The sequence below is a fragment of the Acinetobacter pecorum genome, assembly GCF_014837015.1.
Classification (GTDB): domain Bacteria; phylum Pseudomonadota; class Gammaproteobacteria; order Pseudomonadales; family Moraxellaceae; genus Acinetobacter; species Acinetobacter pecorum.
In genome coordinates, this window is record NZ_JACSPT010000005.1 from 73,425 (window position 1) to 96,752 (window position 23,328).

Consider the following 23,328-nt stretch of genomic DNA (forward strand, 5'->3'; position numbering starts at 1 on the left):
TTACACCTTAGAAAGTTCGATTTTGTTTTTAGTTGCCTGTGCACGCGCTGCATCGTATTGAGCAGTGGTGAGCAAAGTTCCATTAAGTGAGACAGCTTCGATACTGAACACCCCGCCGTAATACACCGGGATTTCAATTCCGTCAGCGGCCTTAATCGTAGCTTCAGCTGCTGTGACATCCTGGCCACAGATCACATCCCATGTTTTTTCATCAGTAGCATGAGACAACACATTGGTATCTGACAGTGTTAATAGATCACCGTATTTAAATGCTGTGGCGGTTGGCACCTTGGCATTGGCACGACGTAACTTTTCATTGTCCAGGATCAGCCGTTTTGAAGTGACTGAAATAGGTGGTACATAATGAATAGTCATGAATTATTTCCCCTTTTGTTCTGCAAATGCTTGTGCACCAGAAGTGAATTTGTGAGTGTCATTGTTATTTGACTGACCACCCTGACCACCAGTTGCTTGATGGTTAAACAAGTGAGCAAATGCTGGATTAACACCTGGTGTTTGTTGTTGCTGTCCAGCTGGTGGTTGTGTATTGCCTGCCGAGAATTGACGAAGCTGCTTAGCCGTAAAGGTAAAAACTGAATCATCCATATTGGTATAAGCCGTTTTATCTTCAGCACTAAACTGTGTTTTCAGTTCAGCTTCTAAACCAGCAATTTCATCAGTACGCTTTTGTGCTTTAAACTTATTTAGCTCAGCGAGTGCTTCATCACGTTCACGCTCTGCCTGCTCTTTGGCCTGTTGTGCTTTTTCTAATTCGGTCACGTCTGTGTCCTCTTTGGTTGGGTTTGGATTGGCTTTGCCTGAGAAGGCTTTAATTGATGTATTCCGATCAGCACCTGTTGAGCAGATCGTAAATTCACGAATACGGTTTTGACGGAAGATGGTGATTGGGCCTTCAAACGACTGACCATTCACAGTGACTGTCTTGCCTTGTGAGACTTCTTCAATAGATCCGGGATCAATCATCATCGACATCTGGAATGGGAAACCATCATCAGAATCCTGAACAATTTCCTGTGCCTTGGCATTCGTGAGAAAATCACCAGATACATCAATCTTTCCGTTGGTATCTACTGTTTGAACAACACCAATTCGACTTGAACCAAAGTGTTCTTCAAGTAAGGCTGTCGGCTTATCAATCTCGATCCCATCAAGATCAAAGACCACGCCGGAGCGCCCCCAGTACCAGTGACCATCTACACGACCACCGGCATAGGCAGTGCCTTTAAATTTCCGCTTCTGCCCTTCTTCAGCTTTTGGCACTTCAATTGCTGAGGCATTAAATAAATACTTCAGCCGTTCTTCATTTGGATCTGGCATTTTTCATGCTCCATAAAAAAAGCACCCATATGGGTGCTATTCATCTATTTCTACTTAGTTAATTTTTTTCGATATCAACATCACACTGGAAAAGACCTTTATTTTCAATTCCAAGAGTTAAAGAGGGATTTTTAGGCTTGGCTTGATACTCTAATGAAATACCATCAATTCGATGCCCCGTACGCGCTTCGAACTCATGACATTGTTGATCTATAAGCTTATTTAAACTGCGTTTAAAAGCATTTTCTTCATGCTTAAGCATTGCATCATTCATGAGCATCTCCACTTAGGTTTTGATCATTATATCACCACAATACTTAAACTCTTCTTACAGATGAATACCTTGAAGATTAATTTACTAATGCCATCAACGTGTAAACCATCTGCCCCTCAACCGCTTCAATCGAAACCACTTCAAAAGATAACCTCATCGGTATGAGAACGCCGTCACCAGCATTTAGCATCTCAAGATCAATACCAATACCTTTGGCATTTTCAATCTTGATTACTATATCTGAAGCCGTATCAGCCAGCAGCAACGGCGCATTCAACTGGACTGTCTGCCCTACCTGATAAGCGGCTACCTGCTGAAGCGTTGCAGCACCCACTACGGTTGAAGCCGTATTGCTTGCCACAGCTTGAATTGATGCCATGTCTGCACTCAGCCAGCGCTTGAGTACATCATCAGCCAGAGAGCTTGTAGCAGAGTTTAAATAGCCAGTCAGTGCTGCATCATTTCCTTGCACATAATCCAAGAAGGTGCGAATCGCACTTGGCCGAATACTTGGATCAAGTGGAATTACCGTATTGGCCACCGTATCAAATAGGTCCCGAGTCTTATCATCCATCGGAGCAAACAAACTGGTCAGTTTTTTACTCGCCTTCCATTCTGCCTTGATGACTTCCTTCTGCTCGAGGAGATATTCTTTATCCAGACTTGAAGCACTGATCTTTTTATCCACCAGTGATTCAAGCTCGCCGAACTGCAATGGATGAGAACTCCAATCTAAGGCTTCAGCTACCTCAGGCAACTTATCATCTGGTGTAATACCGTATTTCAATGCCTGCTTCTCGGTTAAGGCAATCACGGTGCAGCGACAGCGGAAACCTGTGGGAGGGTAATGTGTTAGCCAGAATGGGTGATCAATTGGCAATACGATCCGATTCAGAGCCAAATGACTGGGACGCACCCGACTATCATTGATAGCTGAATACATCAGATATTGTCGTTTGGCCTTATTCCGTTGCTGTTGTTGCCATCGGCCATGACCGTAAGCATTTTGGATATTGGTACGAAATACATTGTCTAGGTAGTGCTTTGGCAGAATGATTTCAGATTCTTCAATGAGCTTCTGAAAGTCTTTAAAAGTACCGCCGTCGTCAATGGATTTATTCACTGCCTTGACGACAGTCTCAATCTGCTCAAGACTCGACAAAAAGCTAACTGTGGTTGCCATCTGCCGGGTCTTTAGATCCATTGAATAGAACTCATCAGGTAACACGATCTTTTTGCTGTGAGCGTATTGAAGTGCCTCAAGGAAGATAACTGGTTGCATAACTTACTTCCCATTTTGAGCGGTCACATACCCCAGTACATCCGCTGCATACAAGGCCTGATCTAGATTGGCCGTAAACTGAGTTTGTGTTGCGCTAGGTATTAATTGCATCAGGTTATAAGCCAGACTTTCAGGACTATCAGATTTGAATACTAACTCCTTGACCTGATCAGGTTTCAGTAACTGCAATTCACCCTGACTATCAGTCAGTTCTTCAACTTCCTGCTGCTCTGGTGAAAGCTTGTTTACTGATGCTTTAAAGCTAAATGCCTGACGTGGTAAAGCGGTGAACTGATTAAAACCTGTTTGAACCTGCTCAATTACATCACCCTCTTCTAATCCGTACTCTCGCTTAAAGTATTGCGGCGTTAAGACTGCACCAGCATTTTTCAACTTCACATCACGATCTGCTTTAGGTTCTTCCAGTGACTTCTCTTCACCAATGATGACCCGGTGACGTTCCCAACCATTGATATCGCATAGCGCATTAATAATTGCCTGGATCGTTGGCATGATCATCCGGACATCGGCTTTATACTTTGAGTTTTGAACCTCAAGATGCACATCACCCAAGGCACGAGATCCAGAGCCATCAGTACCAGATGTGAGAGTCTGGCCAAGGATGACTTTTTGAATACGGCGCTCCAAATTCTTATCAAAGACTTCAAATGTCTGGGATGCATTGCCATTAGTATTGGCAGTTTGAATTTCAACCGAATCTGTACCACTTAACGCAATCACTGAACTAGCATGAGCTCTAAGCAATGCATCACGCATATCAGTCGTTTTACCTGCTGTTTTACCAACCAGCATTGGCAAACCAAACTTTTCAACAAACTTGGCCCAGAATTTAAACCCTGAAGTTTTGAAGAACCAGACCCAATACAAACGGCTTAGGAGCGCTTCACCATAAGGATTTTCAAAAGTAGGTTTACAGCGCGTTAGGAAATGCTTAAACCGCTGATCAACTTCTTGATCTTTCCTAGCCGTATTGTAGTTTTCCAATAAAATAAGGCGACCATCATTCTTAGGCTCATACCATTGCATTGGCTTTTCACCAATCCACTTAAAGCCTATAAACGGCGTAATGGTATTACCTTCGATATGCATACATGGCTCTTCAGGCTTACTGTAAATCGCTTCTAAAACTGAATACCCATACCAGCGGGCATTCTGGGTACCCAGCAGAATCTCAGACCACCATTCGCGCAAATGCTCCATGATGATTTTTGACTCTGGGCGGTCTATCGGCTCTATTCGCCACGGCGCACTCTCAAGTTTATCCTGGCGTTTTTCTACGGCCTGATAAATCTCATCGTCATACATCATAACTTTCAATCGTGGACGTGTGACACCAGCTTTTCGAAGTACTTCATCGCCGTCTGGCATTTTAGTTAGATAACTGATTAAGGCCTGTTCGGCCTCATGAGAATATAGTGCACCAGCTTCAGGTTTTGCATTCTCAGGCTTCTTTCTTTTCTTAGACATAACTCAACCTTATGCAGCCGGAGGGCTGTAATTAATCGCAATTACTGCGTCTTCAATCGCATCAATGAGCGTATCCACTTGGTCGTCATGATCGTGGGTAAATGCAGCATTGAATGCCTCACACTCTTCAAAGAATTCACCAACCCAGTGAGCATCCTTAGGTACCATAACAAAACGATCTTCAGGCTTGTCCTTATAGTTCGCTTCAAGATGAACCTGCACATCCATAAAACGGGATAGCTTGTCTGTATTACGCTGTACTGGTATGACGGCGACACCGGAGTAAGTTCCTAATGTCTGGATCAACTGGGTACCTGACGCTTTATCCTCTACTTTCATGTAGCGAATAGGCTTGGTGTGCCAGGTGTATTCCTTGTGCTTATCTAAAAATGCTTTAGCTTGACGATTTAATTCTGGCGCTTCCCATTTGCCGCGTAAGAGATCGAGTAAGTACAACTTGCCGTCTATACCCATGCCTACAAGCAGGAATACTGAGTAATCATTGTGCTCTTTGGTTTTCTGCGCCGTATCTACAAGGACAGCGCGCCACTGAAGCTCTGGATGCTCTTTATAGAATCCAAACCATTCAGACTTGATCAAGTCACCGCCTAATTTCTTAGGCTGCTGCATGTACTGACTTGAGAATGTATAGCGGGATACGGTTGCACCCTCTTTATCCTTACCGCCTTTTTCAAGTTGTAATAGGGATTGAAGTGATTCTTTCTTTGGCCAGTAACTTTGACGACCCTGTTCATCAAGCTCAACATCTTGCGGTACCAACTTCTGAATATGCTCTGGCAAGGTCGCAATGTACTTATCATCAATCAGTGCCGGGATGGATATTTGAGTCCATTCACCAGGTAAATTGCCTGTCATGACAAAATTGGTTGGATCCTCAGTATGAAGGCGCTGCATGATCATGATGATCGGTGTATCAGACTTAGCTTTACGCGAGTTTACCGTGTTCAGTAACTTACGATTCGCGGCATCCCGCTTGATCTTACTGAAAGCATCTTCGGGCTTTAACGGGTCATCAATGATGATACAGCCAGTAAAGCCATCATCCGCCAGTGTACCTGCTCGCCGTCCTGTGACCTGCCCACCCATGGAAGCCACATAGACATGGCCAACGTCATAGTCCTCAACCGTAATCTTCCATTCTTTTTTGGAGTCGGTACTGTTCGATACGGTTAGATCCCACATCTGGCGATAGTCTTTCGACTTCACGATGTCACGTGCCGTATCTGATACACCTTCAACTAGTGACTGTGAGAAGGATAAATATAGGAATCGAGAACGCGCATTTAAAGCCAGACCACGTGGAATCAAGTTGGTGGTCAGTTCGGTTTTACCAGCCCCTGGTGGGACATTGATAACCACGTTGGCAATCTCACCAGCAATGACCTGATCAATAATCCATGAGATGTAAACATGGTGCCAGTTCACCGTAAATTTAAAACCCATACGGGGCTTAAAGAATCGCCGGGTGAAATATAAATGCTCATCTTCACACAGCTTCTTTTCAACCTGTGTTTGCAGATCCATTTAATATTCCTCTTGGGCCTTCTTTACTGCAGCTTCAACTTGTTCCTGAGTAGCATGAACGACGGTGGTCTGTAATGCTTCGCCGTCCTTACCAGTAATCTCTTGACGATTGGTATATTTACCACCCATATCTTCGGCAGCCTGCTTCAAGATACTTAATGCAGCTACTCGATTCTTGCCATGCTTTTGATATTGATTTTCTAAACGCTGTAAACGAACAGACAAATTCGCTATTGGAATGTTCTGAGGGGTATCTAAAAATTCTTTACGAGCAACTTCAAATTCAGATTTCAATTCAGTACTTAAATCTTTACCAGCTCGCTTAGTTGGGTCATAGGTTTCAACTTGCTGTCTGGAGACCTCTAAGTCAAATTCTTCCTTGACGAGCATTACAGTTTCTTGAGGGGTATTAAATACTGCAAGTGACCGTACAATAAAGTATTTTTGCTTTTTATTTAGTGATGCCATCTCTCTCCATCCGTCAAGGTACGTCAAGGAAAGTGGGCAAAAAAATTAGCCGATAACACAGTTCCCACAACATGCTGCAATATTCGTTTCAGATACAAACGGCGCATTCTTGGCAATTTCCAAAAGCCGTTTTACAGATTCGTCTGCACCCCACCGTTTAGTCTCACCAAAGAACACTTCAACATCATGGCCAGCCAGGTAATGCTTAGGCAGTCCGGTCATATCGCTATAAATGATCTCGCCATCTTCATCACGCTCTACACCAATGTGATACAACTCATGTTCAATCAAGCGGCAGAACTCACGATCCGAAGCCTGTTCACAGAATGTGGCATCCACAGTAATCAAGTATTGAGGCACAAAGCCGAACCAATCCCGCATCTGCTGTTCCTGGCGTGCTTTCTTCCAGCCACCCTGGTTAAACATGACCTTTTCACATTGACCCAGTACCATACGCTTTTTCGCTACGGCGGCAGATGATGCCCATGCGAATGCAAGGAACTCTTCATTGTCATGGAGTAGTTCAGCAATATGATCATGATCGGGGTTATGTAGTTCACCACCGAGAGTAAGCCAGTTATTCACGACCCACTCTTTAAGCTCTGGTGCTGGTGCCAAGCGAATGGCTTCCTCTTGCTCAGCCTGATCAATCAGATCCGTCGGTGGGAATGGTCTGAACTGTTCCATAAGATGCCTTTAAATTTCTCAGCCATGCCGTTGCACGGCCCATATTGATGTCATTAACTTCAAAGCGGTGATATCGATAACCCATTTCTTCAGCATGGTCATAGCGATCTATGCTCCAGGCTTTTGTGGCTAATTTACCTTTTCGACCACCAGACCAAGGCCCACCAGCAATTTCAATTAATGCGAGATAGCCAACCAGGTGCAAATCGAAACACCAGTGCTTAGTACTTTTGAAATGAAAATACTCTTCATACTTAATTTCCATCCGATCCAGGATCTCTTTCAATCGATCGAATGCTTCTAGGTATTTTTCGCCAGCTTTGGGTAGTGGTCTGGTGCGAAGCTTCTTCTTAAGTGGAAGCTTATTGGTTAGGGTTTTATATGCATCAAGTTCCATATTTCCCCCATTAAAAGCCACGCTTGGGTAGATTTTTGCATTTGCTGACATCAGTACTTATCATGATCCAATATTAAAATATCAAGAAACCATAATGCTCTATCTTATTAGCATCATATTCCTAGTCTTCATTATTTGTTACTACAGACTAGACCAGACCACTTCCGTAACCAGTGAGTTTGTCTTATACCTATGTATTTCATTAATCGTAATTTGCATTACGAGAGCTTGGCGTGTTTTAACCTAATTAAAACGCTTCCTTATACCGCATCACACATACAATGCCACACGCAAATTCTTAATACGCTCTTTCAACTTAATCATAATGCCATCAATTGCCAGCAGCTCATTTCGAGTCAGGCCGGATCGACTGAGATTCTGATACTTAGACAGCTCGATACTGCAATATTCTAAGTCTTGTTTCGCTTGTACTTTGTCTGTCATAAATATCACCAGTCTTGTTCTTCTTCATCGAGCTTCTTTACTTCAGTGCATTTATAAGTTTTTTCACCAACAAAGAAGCCACCCAATCGCTCACACTCATTTGCCACGTAGATATGTGTATACCAACTGCAAATAACCCAAGCCACGATAAAACCAAGTAAGAATTGCCACACTATCCACGACCTTGACGCTTATACTTGCGTCGCTTTGCCTGACTTACACGGTTAGGCTTTGATTTGTGTTTTGCTGGCTGAGTCAAACGCATAGCCCGCGATAATGCACCCAAACTATCGGTAGCTCGATGCATCCCATCACCAACCACCATCATCCCCATGGATGCCAAAGCCATTCCCAAACTCATTCGACCCATTCGCATATCCACCACCAATAAGAAAAGAAAACCCCGACAAATTAATGACGGGGTTTGAGTCGTAATACATTCGACAAAAGAAAAATAGCAATATATTTCAATAAAAAACCCGTTTAACTCTCTCCAATTAAACGGGCTTGACTTGCGTCACAACGTCTTTCTTCTTTTGCAGAGCAACTATATTGCTTAAATATTACAGCTTTATGAAACAGCCCTTTGCTTGAGTAATTGTTATTCAACTTCCTTTAAACAATCCCGACACACCTTGATTTCTTCATCATCAACCGTGTAATCAATCTCAGTCACACCGTGTAGGCCGAATAAGCAGAATATAAATTGGAGCATACTTTTCTCCGGACAAAAAAATGCCTCCTTTTGGGGAAAGGAGGCTGAATAGGAAAGACTCTACAGCATAGAATCTAGGTGGTCATTCTACATGGGTTCGTTTTTTAACCACTGGCAAAATATTACATTTCACATAAATATTAGCCAATAAAAAAGCCCACCATATGGCGAGCCTTACCAGTCTTTTCTAGCAGTCAATGTCGGACATCTTTATACTTGGTCTCGGTTGAACCGTAATACGACCAGTATAGTGAAACTATACCTTGGTTTTCAGAATAATGAAATCCCTATGCCTCAAATTCTTTATAAGTATTTTTCTTATACGTTTTGATGGCCTTGGATGCCTCATTAATGGCAGATTCAATTGCCAGGGTCATGAGATTTTCATATTGCTTCCATGTCATTCGGTAGCAATCTAGGCTCATCTCAGACTCTCTAACACCAGCTGCAAGATGCAACCGCCCTTTGGCAGTAAAGTTATCTTCGAAGGTCGGCTCTAAGGCGAACTGAATTACCATAAAAGCAACACGTTTGGCTAAATCTTTAATCTTGATTCCCTCCGGCTCACGACGTTTATCCTGAACCGCATTTAAAATCATGATATTTGCCAAATGTTCCTGCACATGATCAAAGTCAGCTTTCGCTGCTGGGCCAAATACGATGACTGAGGCAATCGCCTTTGCCAGCTTGGTATCCATTGAAGCAATAGCACCCAACTTGTCCTGATACGTCAAAGGCTTTTCATTAGTTCCATGCACCACAGGTTCAAAGTTAGGTGACTTTGCTGTAGTACCCCGAATCAACCATTCAAACTGTTCAAATTTTTCAACTGCTGCATTCATCCCAAATCCCCTACCATTTTCACTATCTGCTGGATCGCGTGACCTGACTTCACTTGATCTGTACTAAACCTTAATACTTGAAAACCCATCATTGTTGCGGCGTTATATTTTTCCATGTCCCCGATATACCCCTTGCCTCTGGTATGCCTTCCTCCACTCCAGATCCCACCTTCCACCTCAACTAAAATCTTTTTTCCTACCAGGTGGAAATCTGCTCTCCATTTCCGCTTTGGGTGAAACTCAAATTCCTGCTCAAACTCAATTTTTAAAGTCTTTAGTTCTCGGGCCAGTTTCGCCTCAAACTCATTCGGTACTTTTTCGCCTTTCACCTTAGGACGCTTGGAGCGCCCTTTCGTTTTAGTGGCCTTAACCATCTTCTTGTATTCAGCGATTGAGTAGCTGGTCATACCTCACCCATATCACGCACTCCAAATAGCTGTTTAGTCTTTTCAGTGGCAACATACAGTCTTGTGCAATGATTACATCTAAATGCCAAGTAACCCGCCTGGACTAGTCCTCGCAATTTCTGATTTAAGGCTGCTCGGGTTTTGTCACATACATGTTCTTCCAGCTCTGCTGATGTGACCTCATGTTTTGAAAAAGCCACGTACACCAGGATGTCTTTGATTTCTTCAAACCGCTGGATGGTGGGTGTGTTCATGCTGTCCCCCACTTCATAAAAGTAATCCAATGAGTATTTGCACGCTTACCACTGATATGACCAAATACTGGTTTTTGATCGGTCAACTCTAAAATCTCACTAACTTTAATTTGAGTTTCATTCCACTTAAAAATTAAAACTCCACCGGTGGCCAACACGCGAAAGCACTCCTCAAATCCTTTCCGAATATCTTCACGCCAGTCTTTGTTCAACTTCCCATATTTAAGAGCAAGCCAACTCTGCTTACCTGCTCGAACCAAGTGAGGTGGATCAAACACAACTAAATTAAATTGACCATCATCAAATGGCATATCACGAAAATCTATTTCAATATCAGGTGAGATCTCCAAAGCTCGACCATCACAAAGCGTATGGCTTTCGGTTCGAATATCACCATAAACAACATTTGGATTCTGGCGATCAAAGTGCATCATTCGGGATCCACAGCACACATCTAAAATTGGTTGATTCACATCTCACCCCCTACACGCTGATCGGCCCAGTTGCATTCCACCAGGGTTAGGCCGCCCTGTTGGAAACGAGACCAAAGACGATCACCCAGATCCTTTTGCAACTCAGCCAGCGTTAGGTTGGAAATCAGCATGGTCGGCTTCATACGGTCATAACGTGCATACAAAACCTTATGCACCAGCTCACGGCGTTTATCGCGGTCATGCAATCCATATTCATCCAGGATCAACAGGTCATACTGGGTGAAGTCATAAATCACAGACTTCTCTGTAGCGTCCGGCTGCTCCCATGCATTCATGATTCGCTGCGCCATATCCTCACTGGTGATGTAACGCGCATACTTGCCCTTGTTGAGCAATGTCCGAGCCGTAGCGCAACTCAGATGGGTTTTACCGGTGCCTGTAGGCCCTACCATCACAAAGTTGCTTTTGTGGCCATTGATCATGTTCTTGGCAAAAGAAACAACCTGATTCAATGCGTTCTGGTGTCCGGCATGTTTAACATCGTAGTTTTTAAAACCTGATGTTGCATGACGCTCTGGAAGCATTGCCCCAGCAAAGTGTTTTTCACGTACGATACGATCAATTTCAGCCTGTGCTTGTGCAAGTTGTTCTTCATGGAACTCAACGGCGCATTGTGGGCATTTGTGATATGGACCAGCTTGTACCATGGCGGTCTGGTGTTTATTACAAAACTCTTGGACTTGCTTCAGGCCAAATGAAAACGGTGACATTGCGTTCATACGAAGTCCTCCGGGATTTCAACGTGTGAATCTACTGGTTCGTGATATTGCGGCGCTTGGTTTGTCCAAGGTGTATTCACGTCAAGATTAGAATTTGGTTTTTCAGAGGATTGATACGTTTTTTGAGTGAACTTGCGTTTGATCCACTTCACGAAGTTTGAATACATCTGGGTATCTGTAATCAAGCCTGCGTTCAAACGTGGTTCGTAGTGGGCATTCACTTCAATTAAAATCTGATTTACCAATTCTTGGGTCATCGGGGTTTCACCTGATCGCTGTAACCAAGAATTCAGAGAATGCAAATCTGGCGTCCAAAGTTTTAGAACCTGATCAACTGAATTTTCTTGCGTGTTTTTCTCTTTAAAGTTTTCTTTAAATGTTTCTTTAAGTGTTTCTTTAATAGGGTCCCGTTCAACGGTACTAGTCCCGTCACCTTTCGCGGTACTAGTCCCGTCCCGTTTGGTGGTACTAGTCCCGTCATCTTTAAGGGTACTACCTTCATTTGGTACTAGTCCCTTTTCGCGGTACTGGTCAGGAGTAAATTGATATTCGCTTAGACAGCCTGTTGTTCTCTCAACTTTGATTAAGCCGAGTTCTTCCAGATCACGAATACATGACATAACCGTATCGCGTTTTTTGATACCGCAATATTTTTGAAATTGAGTGATGGCGATTGGGTGAGATACGCGGTCAAATCCAATGGTTTGACGCATGACAAACATTAAACACTTAAACGCCTTATCGTTTAATTGGGCCATGATCTGACCGTCAATTAAACCATTTGGCATCTTGGTGTAGCGCTCTTCTTTATTCGACATAGCTTTGCGCTCATTTTTTGGAAAATGAACTACTTGCCCTTGAGGTATTGGTGGTTCATGTGCTAGATTTGATTTCATGTTCATTGGTTCCGATAATTAATGAATTGAATAAGCCTGAGTTCTGACCTCAGGCTTTTTCTTTATGTGGATTAGCGGTATAACGCTTCATTTGTTTAAGCGCTGCTTGATCTGCTGCTGTAGCGAACTCGATAATCCGCTGAAAAATGTTGTGAATTTCTTCATATTCTTGCGGTGTGATTACGCCATCTTCATAGGCCTCATATACCTTCTGGTTTGCCTGTCCATTACAGATATTTCCCTGCATCATTGCTTCAATTACTGATAGCTCATGGTGTTTACTACCGTCACAACCAGTAGGAATTAGAGCCAATCCTAATTGATGTGCCCATGCACGCAGAACTACTGGATTGCCAGTAAAAGAAAGCATCATTTCGAACTTCTTCAGGCTTGGCAGGTAGTCCATATTTGGATTTGCATAGTTCAAAACGGTTTTATGTGAGTCGCCCAAAACATCGGCAATCTGCTTTGGATCAATACCTGGTGTTTGGTGAACCATCTTGTACATTGCGCTTTGTGCTTCTTTACTGAATTCCATGTGTGAATCCCTTTGTTTATTCACATTTATTTCAAATGCTTATCTGGTAATAATGGGTTTAAGCAGATGCCAGTATTTGGTTTTGTTGAGTTCTTTCACTTACTAAACGATCCAGAGCGGCACCCTTGCTGTAAGACACATCAAGCTGCTCGTCATTTTCGATTTTTGATACAGAGCTTTGAGCTATACCTGTACGGTTGCTAATTTCAGACTGACTAAGACCTTGACTGCGTAGAAATAAGATCTTTTCTTTAAGGTTCATACTTCTCTACCTCTAATTCACTTTAATTTTATTCTTATTCACTTATGAATAGTTGTCAATGCATAAGTGAATTATTTCGGTTTAATTATTCTTTTTTGAATAAAATGTAAATATATTACGAGGACTTTCAGATGTACCCATTCTTAAAAAAGAATATTGAGTACCTGTTTGAGAAACACAAAACTAATCCAAACAGGCTCTCCAAAGAGATCCAGATTCCGCAGGCTACTTTATTTAGAGTTGCGAGCGGTCTTACAAAAGAACCCAGAAGAGAGGTTCTTGATGCTATTTCTACTTGGGCAGGTATATCTGTTGCTGTACTTACAGATGCTAATTTGGAGCTAATAGAGCAGAAGCCAGAAGTTCAGGTTGAGGCTTCTGAAAAAAAAGGAGATATTTATATTTCTCCAATCGAATTTAGAAGTACTGAAGAAAAAAAATTTAATGTGAGAATACCGGTGTACAGGGATGTAAAAGCTTCTTGTGGAAGCGGGATAGAAAATTTTTTAGAAGACCCAAGTGAATATTTAAATATTGACCCATCGCTGCTAAAAATTCTGGGTATTCAAGCCAAGCCGGAGAATCTATGTGTGATTTATTCCGATGAATACAGCATGTGGCCAACTGTAGCGCCGGACAGCCCTCTTTTTATTGATGTGGCTGATAAAGATCCCAGCATGCTTAAAAGTGGGTCAGTGTATGTTTTTAAGCATAACTACGAGCTAAGAATGAAAAGGATTTTTATAAGCTATGCAGGCGGCACAACAGTAAGGCTTGCAAGTGATAATCCTGACAAGATTCGCTATCCAGATGAATTTATTACTAATGAGCAGCTTAATGAAATTGATTTTATTGGTCGCCTGGAATCTGCTTTAGTTAAACCTTAAAAATAAAAGCCGCTATATGCGGCTTAGGTTTTATCAAGATGTTGAATATAGTAGCCCCAAAAAAAGAAGGAAACCACAATGATCGCAACACTTAATAAATCCAAAACTGCGCTAACAATTAATCGTCAAGAATTTAAATTGGCATTAGGTAAAATTGGTGAAGGGGTTGATAAGCAAATAGCTTCGCTTAAGAAGGCCAAGCAAAGCTATGACGCTGCTGAAATAGCACGTGAGGTCATTAGTGAGGCAAATATCTTTGAAGCTATTATTGAGGGCTTTAACGAAGCAGAAGAGACGAATCTAAAGCTGACTGACATAACTAATCTTGAAGTGGTTCAGGGGTGGATAGATGAGTTTTTAGAAAAGTATTCTGCGCTATAAACCCTAAATCAATTTTTGTTGGCTGGGTAAATAAAAAAGCCGCTATATGCGGCTTGGATTAGTGGTTGGATTATATTGGGATGTAAACAGGATTTTTGAATGTGAAACCAGATAATACGCTTAATGAAAAAGAAAGAGAAAATATTGGCCTAGATACTCAGTTGAGATTCAACTACCAAACAAACTGGGCAATTACATACATCTTAGACAAAGTTATTAAAAATCAAGAATTTGTTATCTTTATGGAATATCATGAGGATGTAATATCGGCAAATTCATGTCAAATAACAGATAATATTGAGTTTGAATTTTATCAAATTAAAACCACTCAAACCAACTTCACTTTAGAAAATATCTGTAAATATGATGCTTCATCAAAATCTAATTCTGTTTTAGGTAAAATGATTTTAGGTGTTGAGAATAAAAGTTTTAAAAAACATGTAAAAAAATTATGCCTGCTATCAACTAGTAATATTAACTTTGATGAAAAGATTAATGTAATGGGTGCTGCAAAATTTTTAAAAGATCTCAAAGAAGATGAAATTACAAAAATATTTGATCACCTTAAAATAGAGTTAAATGAGATTGATATAGGCTATAAAGATATACTTTGTTTTGAGAAAGCAAATTTACCATTCGAAAATTCAGAAAGTACAACTAAGGGAAAAATTTCTGAATTTATTGAAAAGAAATATGGTTCTGTTAGCTCAAAAATTACTAGTATATATACAGCTCTGTGGGATGATTTAAGAATTAAACATGATTTTTTATTACCCTATGATAATTGGGATGATTGCGTACAAAAACGTGGATTAAGAAGTGATGAGGTTACTTGTATTTTAGCGAAAAATATTAATCTTAGTATAGAGACTGACTTGAAAAAATTCATCGAAAAATTTCTCAATAAGTATGATGATGATATTTTTACTCCAATAAAAATAAACTTAATTAATGAATATTATCTTCATCTAATCACCAATAGATCTGCAGATCTCTTCAACCAAATTCAAAATTTAAGGAAAAAAATTGTTCTACCTGATAATATTTATGATTCATCGAAGTATTTAGAAAAAATTGATCATTTCGACTTACTTATTAATTCAAATTTATCTTTAAAGGGGTTTAACCAAATGAAAGTCGTATCCACTTATGAGGTATTAAGAGAAATCTATGAAAAACTCACAAAAAAATCTTGAATCAAATTTTAAAATTTTAATTAGGAATCTTAGAAATGAAAGACACAAACAATTCTTTTCAATTTCAGAGAATAACAATAGTATCTCATTTGGAAAAATCAGGACGAGTTTTAAAAATATATCCAAGAACACTAATCACTTCTAAAAAGAATACTATCGGTAAGTCTACTTTGTTGAACTGCCTTTTCTGGGGATTGGGCTGTGATGTAATGTTTGAAGAGGATTGGGTTAAACTAGAAATTTCTACTTTAATCGAGTTTTCAGTTAATGATACTAACTATAAAGTAAAAAGAGATAAGGATTCAATTTATTTATTTAACTATACAAATAATATTTGGAATAAGTATGAAGTAATAACTGGTGATTATTTAGAACAATTAAATAAAATTTTAAATTTCAATATTCTTTTAAAAGGTACAAATGCTAAAAAGTTATCTAGAGTTCCTCCAGCCTTCTACTTTTCAGCAACCTATATTGAACAAATGTATGGCTGGAACGAAATTTGGCAGTCATTTAAGTCATTAGGTCAATTTAATAAAAATAATAAGCGCGAGCTTACAAAGTATCTATGTAGCCTACAGAATGCAGATTACTATGAAAATAAATCAGAAATTAATTCATATGAACTAAAGAACTTATCAATAAGTGATGATATAAAAAACAGCAGACATGTAATTGATTATATTGAAAAATTCGAATTAGATGTTAAAGACCCATTCGCTGAAATTCAGAGTTCTTCTTCAGAGTATATACGGGCTGAGAATAGTCTACGCGAAATGAGAAGTAAGTATATTTCTTACTCTTCAAAATCTGCATCAATAGATAACGAAATTAATATAATAATGGTTGCAATTGGTGAACTTGAGAATGATTACATTTTCTCTGTTGAAAATCTAAAGGACACCACCATCTATTGTCCTACTTGTGGCGTAGAGCATCTTAACAACTTAGTTAATCGATTTTCTATTATTAGTGATTCGGACAAACTAAAAGAACAGCTTAAGAATTTAAAGAATGAAAAGCAAAATATATTAAATAAATTAATTAAAATTTCTTATGAAATTGAAAACACATATAATACTTTTCAGACTTCTATAGAGAAAAATCCTATATCAGAGATATTAAACCAAAAAATATTGAATAAAACACTCACGCCTACTATTGAGAACCGAATTTTAAATTTTGAATCAGATATTAAAAATAACAAAAAACAGATTACATCATTAAACAAAACAAACAAAAATATCCAAAAAAACAATTTAGAAAAAATAGAGGATAAATTAGTAATATATTTTAATAAGATATGTAAAAAATTAGAAGTAAAAATGCTTCCTAAGAATAATTTAAATGATATTCTTGAATTCCATAGTGGTGGTGCAAATCAAATCAAGGTTATGCTCGCAAAACGACTAACTATATTGAAAGCTATCAATACGCATGCTGAACTTTCAACGCCGCCATTTGTAGTCGACTCACTCAGACAACAAGACTTAGATGATTTAAATTATGAAATAATGCTGAAGTTGCTTATCAAAGAGTGTCCTGATGATTGCCAACTTATTTTAGCTGCTGTTCAAAACTCTTTCACTGAGGCTATTAAAGATGATTTTGAGGAGATTACAATTGATAACTCACTTTTACTGAGTTCAGAATACCAAATGGCCTCTTTTTTACTTTCCGATACTGATGGAAATGTGTTTAATTAAAAATAAGCCAGTCAACACTTAAAGATTATAGTTTAAAACACATTGCCCACCCCCCAGCGGTGGGTTTTCTTTTCCCTGAACTTGCTTATAATTCAAACTCCAATAACAATAAACCTATAACTATGAGATACATCACACTTACCGCCTTACTCTTGTCTTTAGCTTTTACCGGCTGCCAAAAACAACCAGCTGAAGATATAGATCCAATCACAACTACAACAGCTTTTGAGAACTCAGACAATATTCTTAGCAAATATCTGGAAAAGTTAGATTCAGAGTTCACCACTCAAGATGTGCGGGTAAAGATCTTATGCAGAGACTACCCGCGCGAGTATGAAAAAAACTATATGCCTAACTTGTTGAAGCTATCACCCGGTGAATACTCTGAAGCTGTGCTTTTGGCTGATATGGATTTGGTTTTGGATCACTACAAAGAGAAAGATGCTATTCAGTGCTAAAGCTTTCTTACTTCTGAAATATTAAATCTTTATATTGGACTTAAGACCTCTCATGACCGGGTCTGTAATAACAAAGTAAAGCATCACTAACCCGCTATCCGCGGGTTTTTCTTTATGTAAGGTAAGTGTAACCTTGTCTTTAAATGTTACATTATAACAATTAGTATAATGATACCTATGATTCATAAATAGAAAGGTAAGTCTCAATGAAATATCTGTTAGGCGCAGCATTGTTAGGATTAGCGATTACTGGCTGTACTTCAAATCAAAAAAACGAAGTAGTGCAAGAAAAAGTTGTGAGCAATACTGCAACTGAAACTCAGGTAATTAATTTTACTGGTCCAATGGATCTTACAGTCGAATTGAAATCTTCAGATAATTTTGAAACCGCAGAAATGACAGATAATTCTGGCAAGGTTTATCACCTTAAACGAGCTATTTCAGGAAGTGGTATGCGTTTGGCCAATGATGACGGCGTTTCAATTCACTTCAAAGCTGGTGAAGGTATTGTAGAGTTTATGAAAGACAAACCCATCAGTATTACTGAATACAAAAAATAAGATTATTGTTGCAGGACAACCCACCCAGCGGTGGGTTTTCTTTTTAATATATTCAAATTTTCCCTGATATTATGAGCTTAAGACTTTGTGCCAACATTGATCTTAAACCATAAATATCGGAGAAAAATATGCCTTCAATTGAAGAAAAACGCTTAGCTATTGAGATGGCTAATAAAATTATACAAACACGTATCGACCTTAAAAACCCTGCTTACTATAAACAGAATAACCAAGCAGGTGATATCGCGTACTGGAAAGAGGTTTATGAAGAGTGCTTGAAGGTGGTATCACCCAACGATCAAATTTAAACTTTTAATTTTTCAATTAATTCAGCTTGTTGAATAGCCGTGTGTTGCTTGCCGTCAAAGACAAAGGATTCAGCAATGCGGATATATTCTTGTATTAGGACTGGGTCACACACACTAGAGGATACATATGTTTGATATAGATTCGCTCGAAATTCTTCTCTAGTCATCTCAATAAACTCCAAATAACCCACCTTGTGTGGGTTTTCTTTTGTCTATTAAAACATGAAATAAAAATAAAATAAGAAAATATTATTCACTTTTTAATTATTCACTATTGACTATAACTATTCACTAATGAATAATCTATTCATCGAAACAACAAAAAGCCCCAACGTAGCGGTAACTACCTGAGGCGTGACCCACAACCTAACCTCGTGAGTAAAGTAATTATGAACACAAAATTAACTCCACACAATAGCTTCAAGGTAACTCTGTTTACCGCTGCCTTAACTGTAAGCGCTTTAGCGGTCGCTTTTCATACGGATTTAAATGTTCGACAACCTGCTCCAGCGCAAAACATGCAGTCTGAATACGGCATTGTTTCACTAAAAATGCATGACCAAAGTCGTGGTGAAGCAATTCTTAATCTGGATGGATTTCGTTTAAATATCTCTTCATTTGAAGTTCAGGCTTATCCAGATAGCTACGGCGTACCTGGTTCAGAGTTCACTGCAGTCGAAGTAATGGAGCTCGGTGAAATCAATGTATTTGATGCCAATGGTAATCCATATAAAGACTTCACTGATCACCAGGATCATCGCGAAATCAATTCAATGATCGCTGGTTACATCATGAAGCATCGTTTGGTGGAGGTGCAGTCATGATCTTAAATTCTGCTGATCAAATCTTTGAAGCACTCCTGAATGGCCAATCGGTCTACTGGTGTGAATGTGGCTCTGATGACTGGTCTCCTTTAAATGATCGAACTCAAATTAATTTTGTGGACCTTTATACCGGCTTCCTGCAATTCAAAGCAGATGAACTACCTGTCATTCCAATGCCGATAGAATTTGGCTCAACTCATCGTTATTTCTCTGAATACATCAAGACCTTTGAAGGACTTGAAATCTATCGAGTGGGTAAAACCCGGGCGAGCTATTTTGCCCTACGTGTCAAAAGCTCAGGAACTATTGCTGACTATTTCTGCAACACAACTATCTATTCCATTCAGCCGGACGGCTCATTGAGGAAGATGGATAAATCCCTTACTCCGAAATGGATTTTAGATGGACTGGAAAATGCGCGTGTTGCTATGCGAAAGAACAAGCGTCATCAAGCTTTAGAAAGTACGGGCTTCTTTGCATCTGAAGACTATAAAAACTTTAAACGTAATAACCGTACTGCAGGAGCACGTTGAGATGGCGATTAATATTATTCCAGCGAATCAAGCGCTGCTAGTCCAGGCAATTATTGTTTACCTGTATGCCGATCCTGGCTTAGGTAAAACATCTATCGGCTTTACTGGTGATAAAGCTATTTCATTCGACTTTGACAAAGGTTCCCACCGTACTGGTGAACTTCGTCGCGGTGCTGTAGTTCAGGCTCACCAGTGGTCTGACGTTGCAAACCTCACAATGGCTGATCTTGAACCATATAACACCATTGTGATTGATACCGTCGGTGCAATGCTTGAAAGCATCAAAACACATTTAATGCTGAATGCGACCAACAAACAAAAAGATGGATCGTTAAAGCTTAAAGCCCAGGGCTTGGCCAACAACATCTTTAAGCAGTACGTGAATACGCTGATCGCTTCAGGAAAAGATGTGGTGTTTATTGCCCATGCTTCTGAAGATCAAAGCGGTGACCAGGTAATTTATCGCCCTGATCTGGGTGGTAAAAACCGTAATGAGCTATATCGCATTGCTGACATCATGGGCTATTTGACCACAGTCACTACTGGTGAAGGTAAGAATGCTCGAGTAATTAGCTTTAAGCCTTGCCCTACCCATCACGCTAAAAATGCAGGTGGTCTAGGTGGTGACACTGGCGAAGTATGGGTGCCGGATCTAAAGACCAATCCTACGTTTCTGGCAGACCTTATCAAACAGGCGAAGGACCATATTAATACCCTGACACCAGATCAATTGGCCGCAATCAAGGCTCAAGAAGATCTAGAAAACTGGGTACAAAGCTGTGGTGAGGCCCAATATGCGAGTGATCTAAATCAACTCACTCAGTCTCTTGAAGACACTCACATGTATTACAAGAATATGCGTTCTGAACTGGTTCGTCGTGCTCTAGAAATGAAGTGCACGTTCGATAAACAACGTAATGCCTGGGTAGATCCACCAGAGTTCAACGGCATCTCTGATGAGCAGCTTGCAGATCTACAGGACTTTATCGATACCTGTGGCCTTGATACAAAAACAGTGTGTGAACATTTAGGGCTTGATGCTCTCAACCAAATAGAAGCTTTTAAATTTGAAGCCGTAAAAAATGAAATAGAACAAGTAGCGAAGGGAGCAATGACAGCATGAAAATTTTAAATAGCAAAGAAGCTTTTGAGGCAATGATGGCTGGCCGAAATATCATGTGCCGCGCTGCTGGTGAGTTAATGGATTTTGATGACCTGTCTCAGTTCCCTGCCACGATTTTCGCTATGTCAGGCTATGAGTTCTGCATCAAGGTTGAAACCATGGAGCTGGCTGGTATTACGTTTACCAAGCCTTTAACTCTTGATGATATTCGTGAAGGTCAAGATATCTATGTCATCAACACATATGGTTCATCTATCTATGTTGTTGAGTTCGGCAAGATGACCTGTACAGCACTCATAGAATCCATCAATAATGGATTTGTACAATATGATGCTGAAAATGCAAAGCTTCAATTACAAGCAATATCTAAGGTTTTAGGCCGTGAATTAAGTGGTGATTGCCTGGTTGTACGACTTGGCGGTGAGGAAAAGCCTGAAAAGAAACGTCGTAGTCGAAAAGCCAAGGAAGATACTGAGCAGCCTGGCATACCAGCTGGCCCAGGTGATGCTGTACCAGATATTGAAAAACAGCCTGAGCCAGAGGTGATTCAGCCTATTGAGGCCATAGAGCAAGAAGCCACTATTAATACTGAAACTCCAGTTACAGAAATTGAAGCGGATTCAGTTGAAACCGACCGGGTAAAGCTTGTTAAAAAGTTCACTGCACAAATTGATCAGTTTACTAAGGAGGATGACGTTCTTTCATTCCGTCACGTATTTCTGGCCAATGGACACTTAGATCAAAAAGATCAACAGCACTTATGCAAGCTTACCGAAGATAAATTGCTTGAGCTGGATCCTGAGCAATACACGCCTAAGGTTGAACCTGAACCAATCGCAGATGAATTTATTGAAGTCGTGCAACCAAGTTTGATTGATCAAATTGAAAATGCCGCACGCAAACAAGCATCAGTAGAAAGTGCTGAGCATGGTAGTGCCTCTATCGATCTGTTCTACAAAAAGAAGAAGCAAGTTCTGATCAACCGTATCTATGACATGGATTCCGTTGAAACTTTAGAACGACTAGCACCAGCGATACCTGCTGCTAAATTACTTCCATCTGATCATCAGGAACTACTTAGCCTGTATGCACAGCGCAAAGATGCCTTGATTCAAGCTGCTGAAACTGGGGAGGCTTCATGAGTTATTCCTACTCTTCTATGACCCGCGTGCTGCTTGTGCAGTACAAGGGTCGGGTTAGAACTTACCGCAATATCAACCTATTCGGTATTGATGATTGCCTTCGAAATTTTGCGAACACCTGGGGGTACAGATGATCTTCAGAATTAAAAAGAAGCATGAAGTTGGTTTCAAGCTGTGGCTAGAGAAATTGGGTTATACCAAAAATGAACTTGCGGATGGCAGCTCGACATTTAGCGGCAAAGGCACACGCAAGACACTGAGTTACGTGCTCTTAAAGAAAGATTTAACAGGTAATGCGGCATGTCAGGTGCTATTCGATGAATATGAAGAACACCTGGATAACCCTGATTATTTAGATGTGAAGGTGGCGTGATGGATAGTACTGATCAAATAGTTGAGCCAACCCCATTTGATGATGTGCAGTGGCTCTGGTGCGCTGACTGGTGCAAGAAAAAAGGTTTAAGCCCATATGATGCAAAGAACTGGGCAGATGCAAAATTTGAATACTTGAAGGCTCAAGGAGAAAACAATGATTGATATTCAAAAACCATGTGAGCCTTGTGAAGATAGCAATATCGATAAGCAAGTAAACCTGATGGATCAATTCATTGAAAGCGGTGAATTTGATAAAACTCTAAATGATTTTTTTGGGTTACCTGAATCGGTAAAACAAAGTTTGAAGGAGATTTCATAATGGGAGCAGCTATGAAAATTGATGATCCAGTTGATATCAGTTTTATGTTACTCATGAAGTACCGTAAACCTGTAATCAAACTTGAAGAGCTCTTGCCTGATTACTTGCCTCATCTTACAATTGAACAGGCAAATAAGCGCGCAAATAAATGCACTCTTCCATTTCCTGCATTCAAGTCCGATGGACGTAACTCACCTTTTTATGTTCATCTAAGTGATGTAGCATTCTGGCTTGAAGCAATACAAAAAGAGTCTAAGAAAGACTGGGTAGCAATGAACCATTGATTGCTAAATTATTGATTAATTGCCGCATGGTTGCACCTATTTTGCACCTTGCACCATGCGGTTATTTAATAAAATACTGATAAATAATAATTTTTATAATGTATTTATGATTAATCTATCCCACCTGCCATGGGAGCGACAATTAAATTGTTTGACAGTTGATAGGGACCAATATACATATA

The 23,328-nt window shown here is 40.1% G+C and carries 35 protein-coding genes and 1 pseudogene; 15 read left to right on the top strand and 21 right to left on the bottom strand.

Going from position 1 to position 23,328, the window contains the following annotated elements; genetic code table 11:
* The 19 genes from H9629_RS05350 to H9629_RS05440 all read right to left on the bottom strand — a co-directional run bounded on the left by H9629_RS05350 (position 1) and on the right by H9629_RS05440 (position 13,050).
* Positions 1–375 carry a hypothetical protein gene (locus H9629_RS05350; RefSeq protein WP_191730655.1) on the bottom strand — a complete coding sequence of 125 codons (375 nt, stop codon included), beginning with the start codon at positions 373–375 and terminating at the stop codon, positions 1–3.
* A gap of 3 nt (positions 376–378) precedes the next feature.
* Entirely contained in the window at positions 379–1,338 is a 960-nt protein-coding gene (locus tag H9629_RS05355; protein ID WP_191730656.1) for a hypothetical protein, read from the bottom strand.
* Positions 1,339–1,396: 58 nt separating this feature from the next.
* Entirely contained in the window at positions 1,397–1,612 is a 216-nt protein-coding gene (locus H9629_RS05360) for a hypothetical protein (RefSeq protein ID WP_191730657.1), read from the bottom strand.
* Between the two features lie 76 nt (positions 1,613–1,688).
* Complete coding sequence (locus tag H9629_RS05365; RefSeq protein ID WP_191730658.1) at positions 1,689–2,894, bottom strand: phage head morphogenesis protein; 1,206 nt, start codon at positions 2,892–2,894, stop codon at positions 1,689–1,691.
* Positions 2,895–2,897: 3 nt separating this feature from the next.
* Positions 2,898–4,382 (bottom strand): phage portal protein family protein, encoded by a 1,485-nt coding sequence (locus tag H9629_RS05370; protein WP_191730659.1) that lies wholly within the window; start codon positions 4,380–4,382, stop codon positions 2,898–2,900.
* 9 nt (positions 4,383–4,391) lie between these two features.
* Complete coding sequence (terL, locus tag H9629_RS05375; protein WP_191730660.1) at positions 4,392–5,927, bottom strand: phage terminase large subunit; 1,536 nt, start codon at positions 5,925–5,927, stop codon at positions 4,392–4,394.
* Positions 5,928–6,395 carry a DUF2280 domain-containing protein gene (locus H9629_RS05380; RefSeq protein ID WP_064095915.1) on the bottom strand — a complete coding sequence of 156 codons (468 nt, stop codon included), beginning with the start codon at positions 6,393–6,395 and terminating at the stop codon, positions 5,928–5,930.
* Between the two features lie 45 nt (positions 6,396–6,440).
* Complete coding sequence (locus H9629_RS05385; RefSeq protein WP_191730661.1) at positions 6,441–7,082, bottom strand: putative metallopeptidase; 642 nt, start codon at positions 7,080–7,082, stop codon at positions 6,441–6,443.
* Entirely contained in the window at positions 7,042–7,479 is a 438-nt protein-coding gene (locus H9629_RS05390; protein ID WP_191730707.1) for a hypothetical protein, read from the bottom strand. Before H9629_RS05390 ends, H9629_RS05385 begins: the two co-directional genes overlap by 41 nt.
* A 270-nt stretch (positions 7,480–7,749) precedes the next feature.
* Positions 7,750–7,923 carry a hypothetical protein gene (locus H9629_RS05395; protein ID WP_191730662.1) on the bottom strand — a complete coding sequence of 58 codons (174 nt, stop codon included), beginning with the start codon at positions 7,921–7,923 and terminating at the stop codon, positions 7,750–7,752.
* Between the two features lie 172 nt (positions 7,924–8,095).
* Positions 8,096–8,293, bottom strand: coding sequence for a hypothetical protein (locus H9629_RS05400; protein ID WP_191730713.1), 198 nt, complete (start codon positions 8,291–8,293; stop codon positions 8,096–8,098).
* Positions 8,294–8,925: 632 nt separating this feature from the next.
* Complete coding sequence (locus H9629_RS05405) at positions 8,926–9,480, bottom strand: hypothetical protein (protein ID WP_191730663.1); 555 nt, start codon at positions 9,478–9,480, stop codon at positions 8,926–8,928.
* A complete protein-coding gene (locus H9629_RS05410; protein ID WP_191730664.1) occupies positions 9,477–9,887 on the bottom strand; it encodes a DUF559 domain-containing protein in 411 nt (136 codons plus the stop codon). Before H9629_RS05410 ends, H9629_RS05405 begins: the two co-directional genes overlap by 4 nt.
* Positions 9,884–10,141 carry a hypothetical protein gene (locus H9629_RS05415; protein ID WP_086044608.1) on the bottom strand — a complete coding sequence of 86 codons (258 nt, stop codon included), beginning with the start codon at positions 10,139–10,141 and terminating at the stop codon, positions 9,884–9,886. The genes H9629_RS05410 and H9629_RS05415 overlap by 4 nt, the downstream gene beginning before the upstream one ends.
* Positions 10,138–10,614 (bottom strand): class I SAM-dependent methyltransferase, encoded by a 477-nt coding sequence (locus H9629_RS05420; protein ID WP_086044607.1) that lies wholly within the window; start codon positions 10,612–10,614, stop codon positions 10,138–10,140. The genes H9629_RS05415 and H9629_RS05420 overlap by 4 nt, the downstream gene beginning before the upstream one ends.
* Positions 10,611–11,354 (bottom strand): ATP-binding protein, encoded by a 744-nt coding sequence (locus H9629_RS05425; RefSeq protein WP_191730665.1) that lies wholly within the window; start codon positions 11,352–11,354, stop codon positions 10,611–10,613. Before H9629_RS05425 ends, H9629_RS05420 begins: the two co-directional genes overlap by 4 nt.
* Positions 11,351–12,250, bottom strand: coding sequence for a replication protein (locus tag H9629_RS05430; RefSeq protein WP_191730666.1), 900 nt, complete (start codon positions 12,248–12,250; stop codon positions 11,351–11,353). Before H9629_RS05430 ends, H9629_RS05425 begins: the two co-directional genes overlap by 4 nt.
* Positions 12,251–12,299: 49 nt before the next feature.
* Complete coding sequence (locus H9629_RS05435) at positions 12,300–12,788, bottom strand: phage regulatory CII family protein (protein ID WP_191730667.1); 489 nt, start codon at positions 12,786–12,788, stop codon at positions 12,300–12,302.
* A 58-nt stretch (positions 12,789–12,846) separates the two neighbouring features.
* Positions 12,847–13,050 carry a helix-turn-helix domain-containing protein gene (locus H9629_RS05440; RefSeq protein WP_151725779.1) on the bottom strand — a complete coding sequence of 68 codons (204 nt, stop codon included), beginning with the start codon at positions 13,048–13,050 and terminating at the stop codon, positions 12,847–12,849.
* Positions 13,051–13,181: 131 nt separating this feature from the next.
* Between H9629_RS05440 and H9629_RS05445 the strand changes: the two genes are divergently transcribed.
* The 7 genes from H9629_RS05445 (at position 13,182) to H9629_RS05475 (ending at position 18,546) form a co-directional block, all read left to right on the top strand.
* Positions 13,182–13,937: a S24 family peptidase gene (locus H9629_RS05445; RefSeq protein WP_191730668.1), complete on the top strand. Its 756-nt coding sequence runs from the start codon at positions 13,182–13,184 to the stop codon at positions 13,935–13,937.
* A 78-nt stretch (positions 13,938–14,015) separates the two neighbouring features.
* Complete coding sequence (locus H9629_RS05450; protein WP_191730669.1) at positions 14,016–14,318, top strand: hypothetical protein; 303 nt, start codon at positions 14,016–14,018, stop codon at positions 14,316–14,318.
* Positions 14,319–14,419: 101 nt separating this feature from the next.
* On the top strand, positions 14,420–15,514 hold the full coding sequence (locus tag H9629_RS05455) for a dsDNA nuclease domain-containing protein (protein WP_100357063.1): 1,095 nt from the start codon (positions 14,420–14,422) through the stop codon (positions 15,512–15,514).
* A 35-nt stretch (positions 15,515–15,549) separates the two neighbouring features.
* Positions 15,550–17,220 (top strand): hypothetical protein, encoded by a 1,671-nt coding sequence (locus tag H9629_RS05460; protein WP_100357062.1) that lies wholly within the window; start codon positions 15,550–15,552, stop codon positions 17,218–17,220.
* Between the two features lie 122 nt (positions 17,221–17,342).
* Positions 17,343–17,678, top strand: coding sequence for a hypothetical protein (locus H9629_RS05465; RefSeq protein ID WP_100357191.1), 336 nt, complete (start codon positions 17,343–17,345; stop codon positions 17,676–17,678).
* A 206-nt stretch (positions 17,679–17,884) separates the two neighbouring features.
* On the top strand, positions 17,885–18,238 hold the full coding sequence (locus tag H9629_RS05470) for a hypothetical protein (RefSeq protein WP_159137904.1): 354 nt from the start codon (positions 17,885–17,887) through the stop codon (positions 18,236–18,238).
* 128 nt (positions 18,239–18,366) lie between these two features.
* On the top strand, positions 18,367–18,546 hold the full coding sequence (locus H9629_RS05475) for a hypothetical protein (protein WP_159137905.1): 180 nt from the start codon (positions 18,367–18,369) through the stop codon (positions 18,544–18,546).
* Here the strand turns inward: H9629_RS05475 and H9629_RS05480 are convergent.
* Positions 18,543–18,713, bottom strand: a complete 171-nt coding sequence (locus tag H9629_RS05480; RefSeq protein ID WP_171509104.1) for a hypothetical protein — start codon at positions 18,711–18,713, stop codon at positions 18,543–18,545. The two genes, H9629_RS05475 and H9629_RS05480, sit on opposite strands and share 4 nt — an antisense overlap.
* Before the next feature lie 222 nt (positions 18,714–18,935).
* Here H9629_RS05480 and H9629_RS05485 point away from each other — a divergent pair, with 222 nt between their 5' ends.
* The 8 genes from H9629_RS05485 to H9629_RS05520 all read left to right on the top strand — a co-directional run bounded on the left by H9629_RS05485 (position 18,936) and on the right by H9629_RS05520 (position 23,146).
* Complete coding sequence (locus H9629_RS05485; RefSeq protein WP_191730670.1) at positions 18,936–19,370, top strand: hypothetical protein; 435 nt, start codon at positions 18,936–18,938, stop codon at positions 19,368–19,370.
* Complete coding sequence (locus H9629_RS05490) at positions 19,367–19,903, top strand: hypothetical protein (protein WP_191730671.1); 537 nt, start codon at positions 19,367–19,369, stop codon at positions 19,901–19,903. Before H9629_RS05485 ends, H9629_RS05490 begins: the two co-directional genes overlap by 4 nt.
* Position 19,904: 1 nt before the next feature.
* Positions 19,905–21,026 carry an ATP-binding protein gene (locus tag H9629_RS05495; RefSeq protein WP_191730672.1) on the top strand — a complete coding sequence of 374 codons (1,122 nt, stop codon included), beginning with the start codon at positions 19,905–19,907 and terminating at the stop codon, positions 21,024–21,026.
* Positions 21,023–22,168 (top strand): hypothetical protein, encoded by a 1,146-nt coding sequence (locus H9629_RS05500; protein WP_191730673.1) that lies wholly within the window; start codon positions 21,023–21,025, stop codon positions 22,166–22,168. The genes H9629_RS05495 and H9629_RS05500 overlap by 4 nt, the downstream gene beginning before the upstream one ends.
* Before the next feature lie 130 nt (positions 22,169–22,298).
* Positions 22,299–22,541, top strand: coding sequence for a hypothetical protein (locus tag H9629_RS05505; protein ID WP_086044593.1), 243 nt, complete (start codon positions 22,299–22,301; stop codon positions 22,539–22,541).
* Positions 22,541–22,705 (top strand): hypothetical protein, encoded by a 165-nt coding sequence (locus H9629_RS05510; RefSeq protein WP_168386814.1) that lies wholly within the window; start codon positions 22,541–22,543, stop codon positions 22,703–22,705. The genes H9629_RS05505 and H9629_RS05510 overlap by 1 nt, the downstream gene beginning before the upstream one ends.
* Positions 22,698–22,862 (top strand): hypothetical protein, encoded by a 165-nt coding sequence (locus H9629_RS05515; RefSeq protein WP_005104465.1) that lies wholly within the window; start codon positions 22,698–22,700, stop codon positions 22,860–22,862. Before H9629_RS05510 ends, H9629_RS05515 begins: the two co-directional genes overlap by 8 nt.
* Positions 22,862–23,146, top strand: a complete 285-nt coding sequence (locus H9629_RS05520) for a pyocin activator PrtN family protein (protein ID WP_074382946.1) — start codon at positions 22,862–22,864, stop codon at positions 23,144–23,146. The genes H9629_RS05515 and H9629_RS05520 overlap by 1 nt, the downstream gene beginning before the upstream one ends.
* Positions 23,147–23,259: 113 nt before the next feature.
* Here the strand turns inward: H9629_RS05520 and H9629_RS15595 are convergent.
* Positions 23,260–23,325 (bottom strand): annotated as a pseudogene (locus H9629_RS15595) (hypothetical protein); the annotation flags it as partial.
* Positions 23,326–23,328 lie beyond the last annotated feature (3 nt).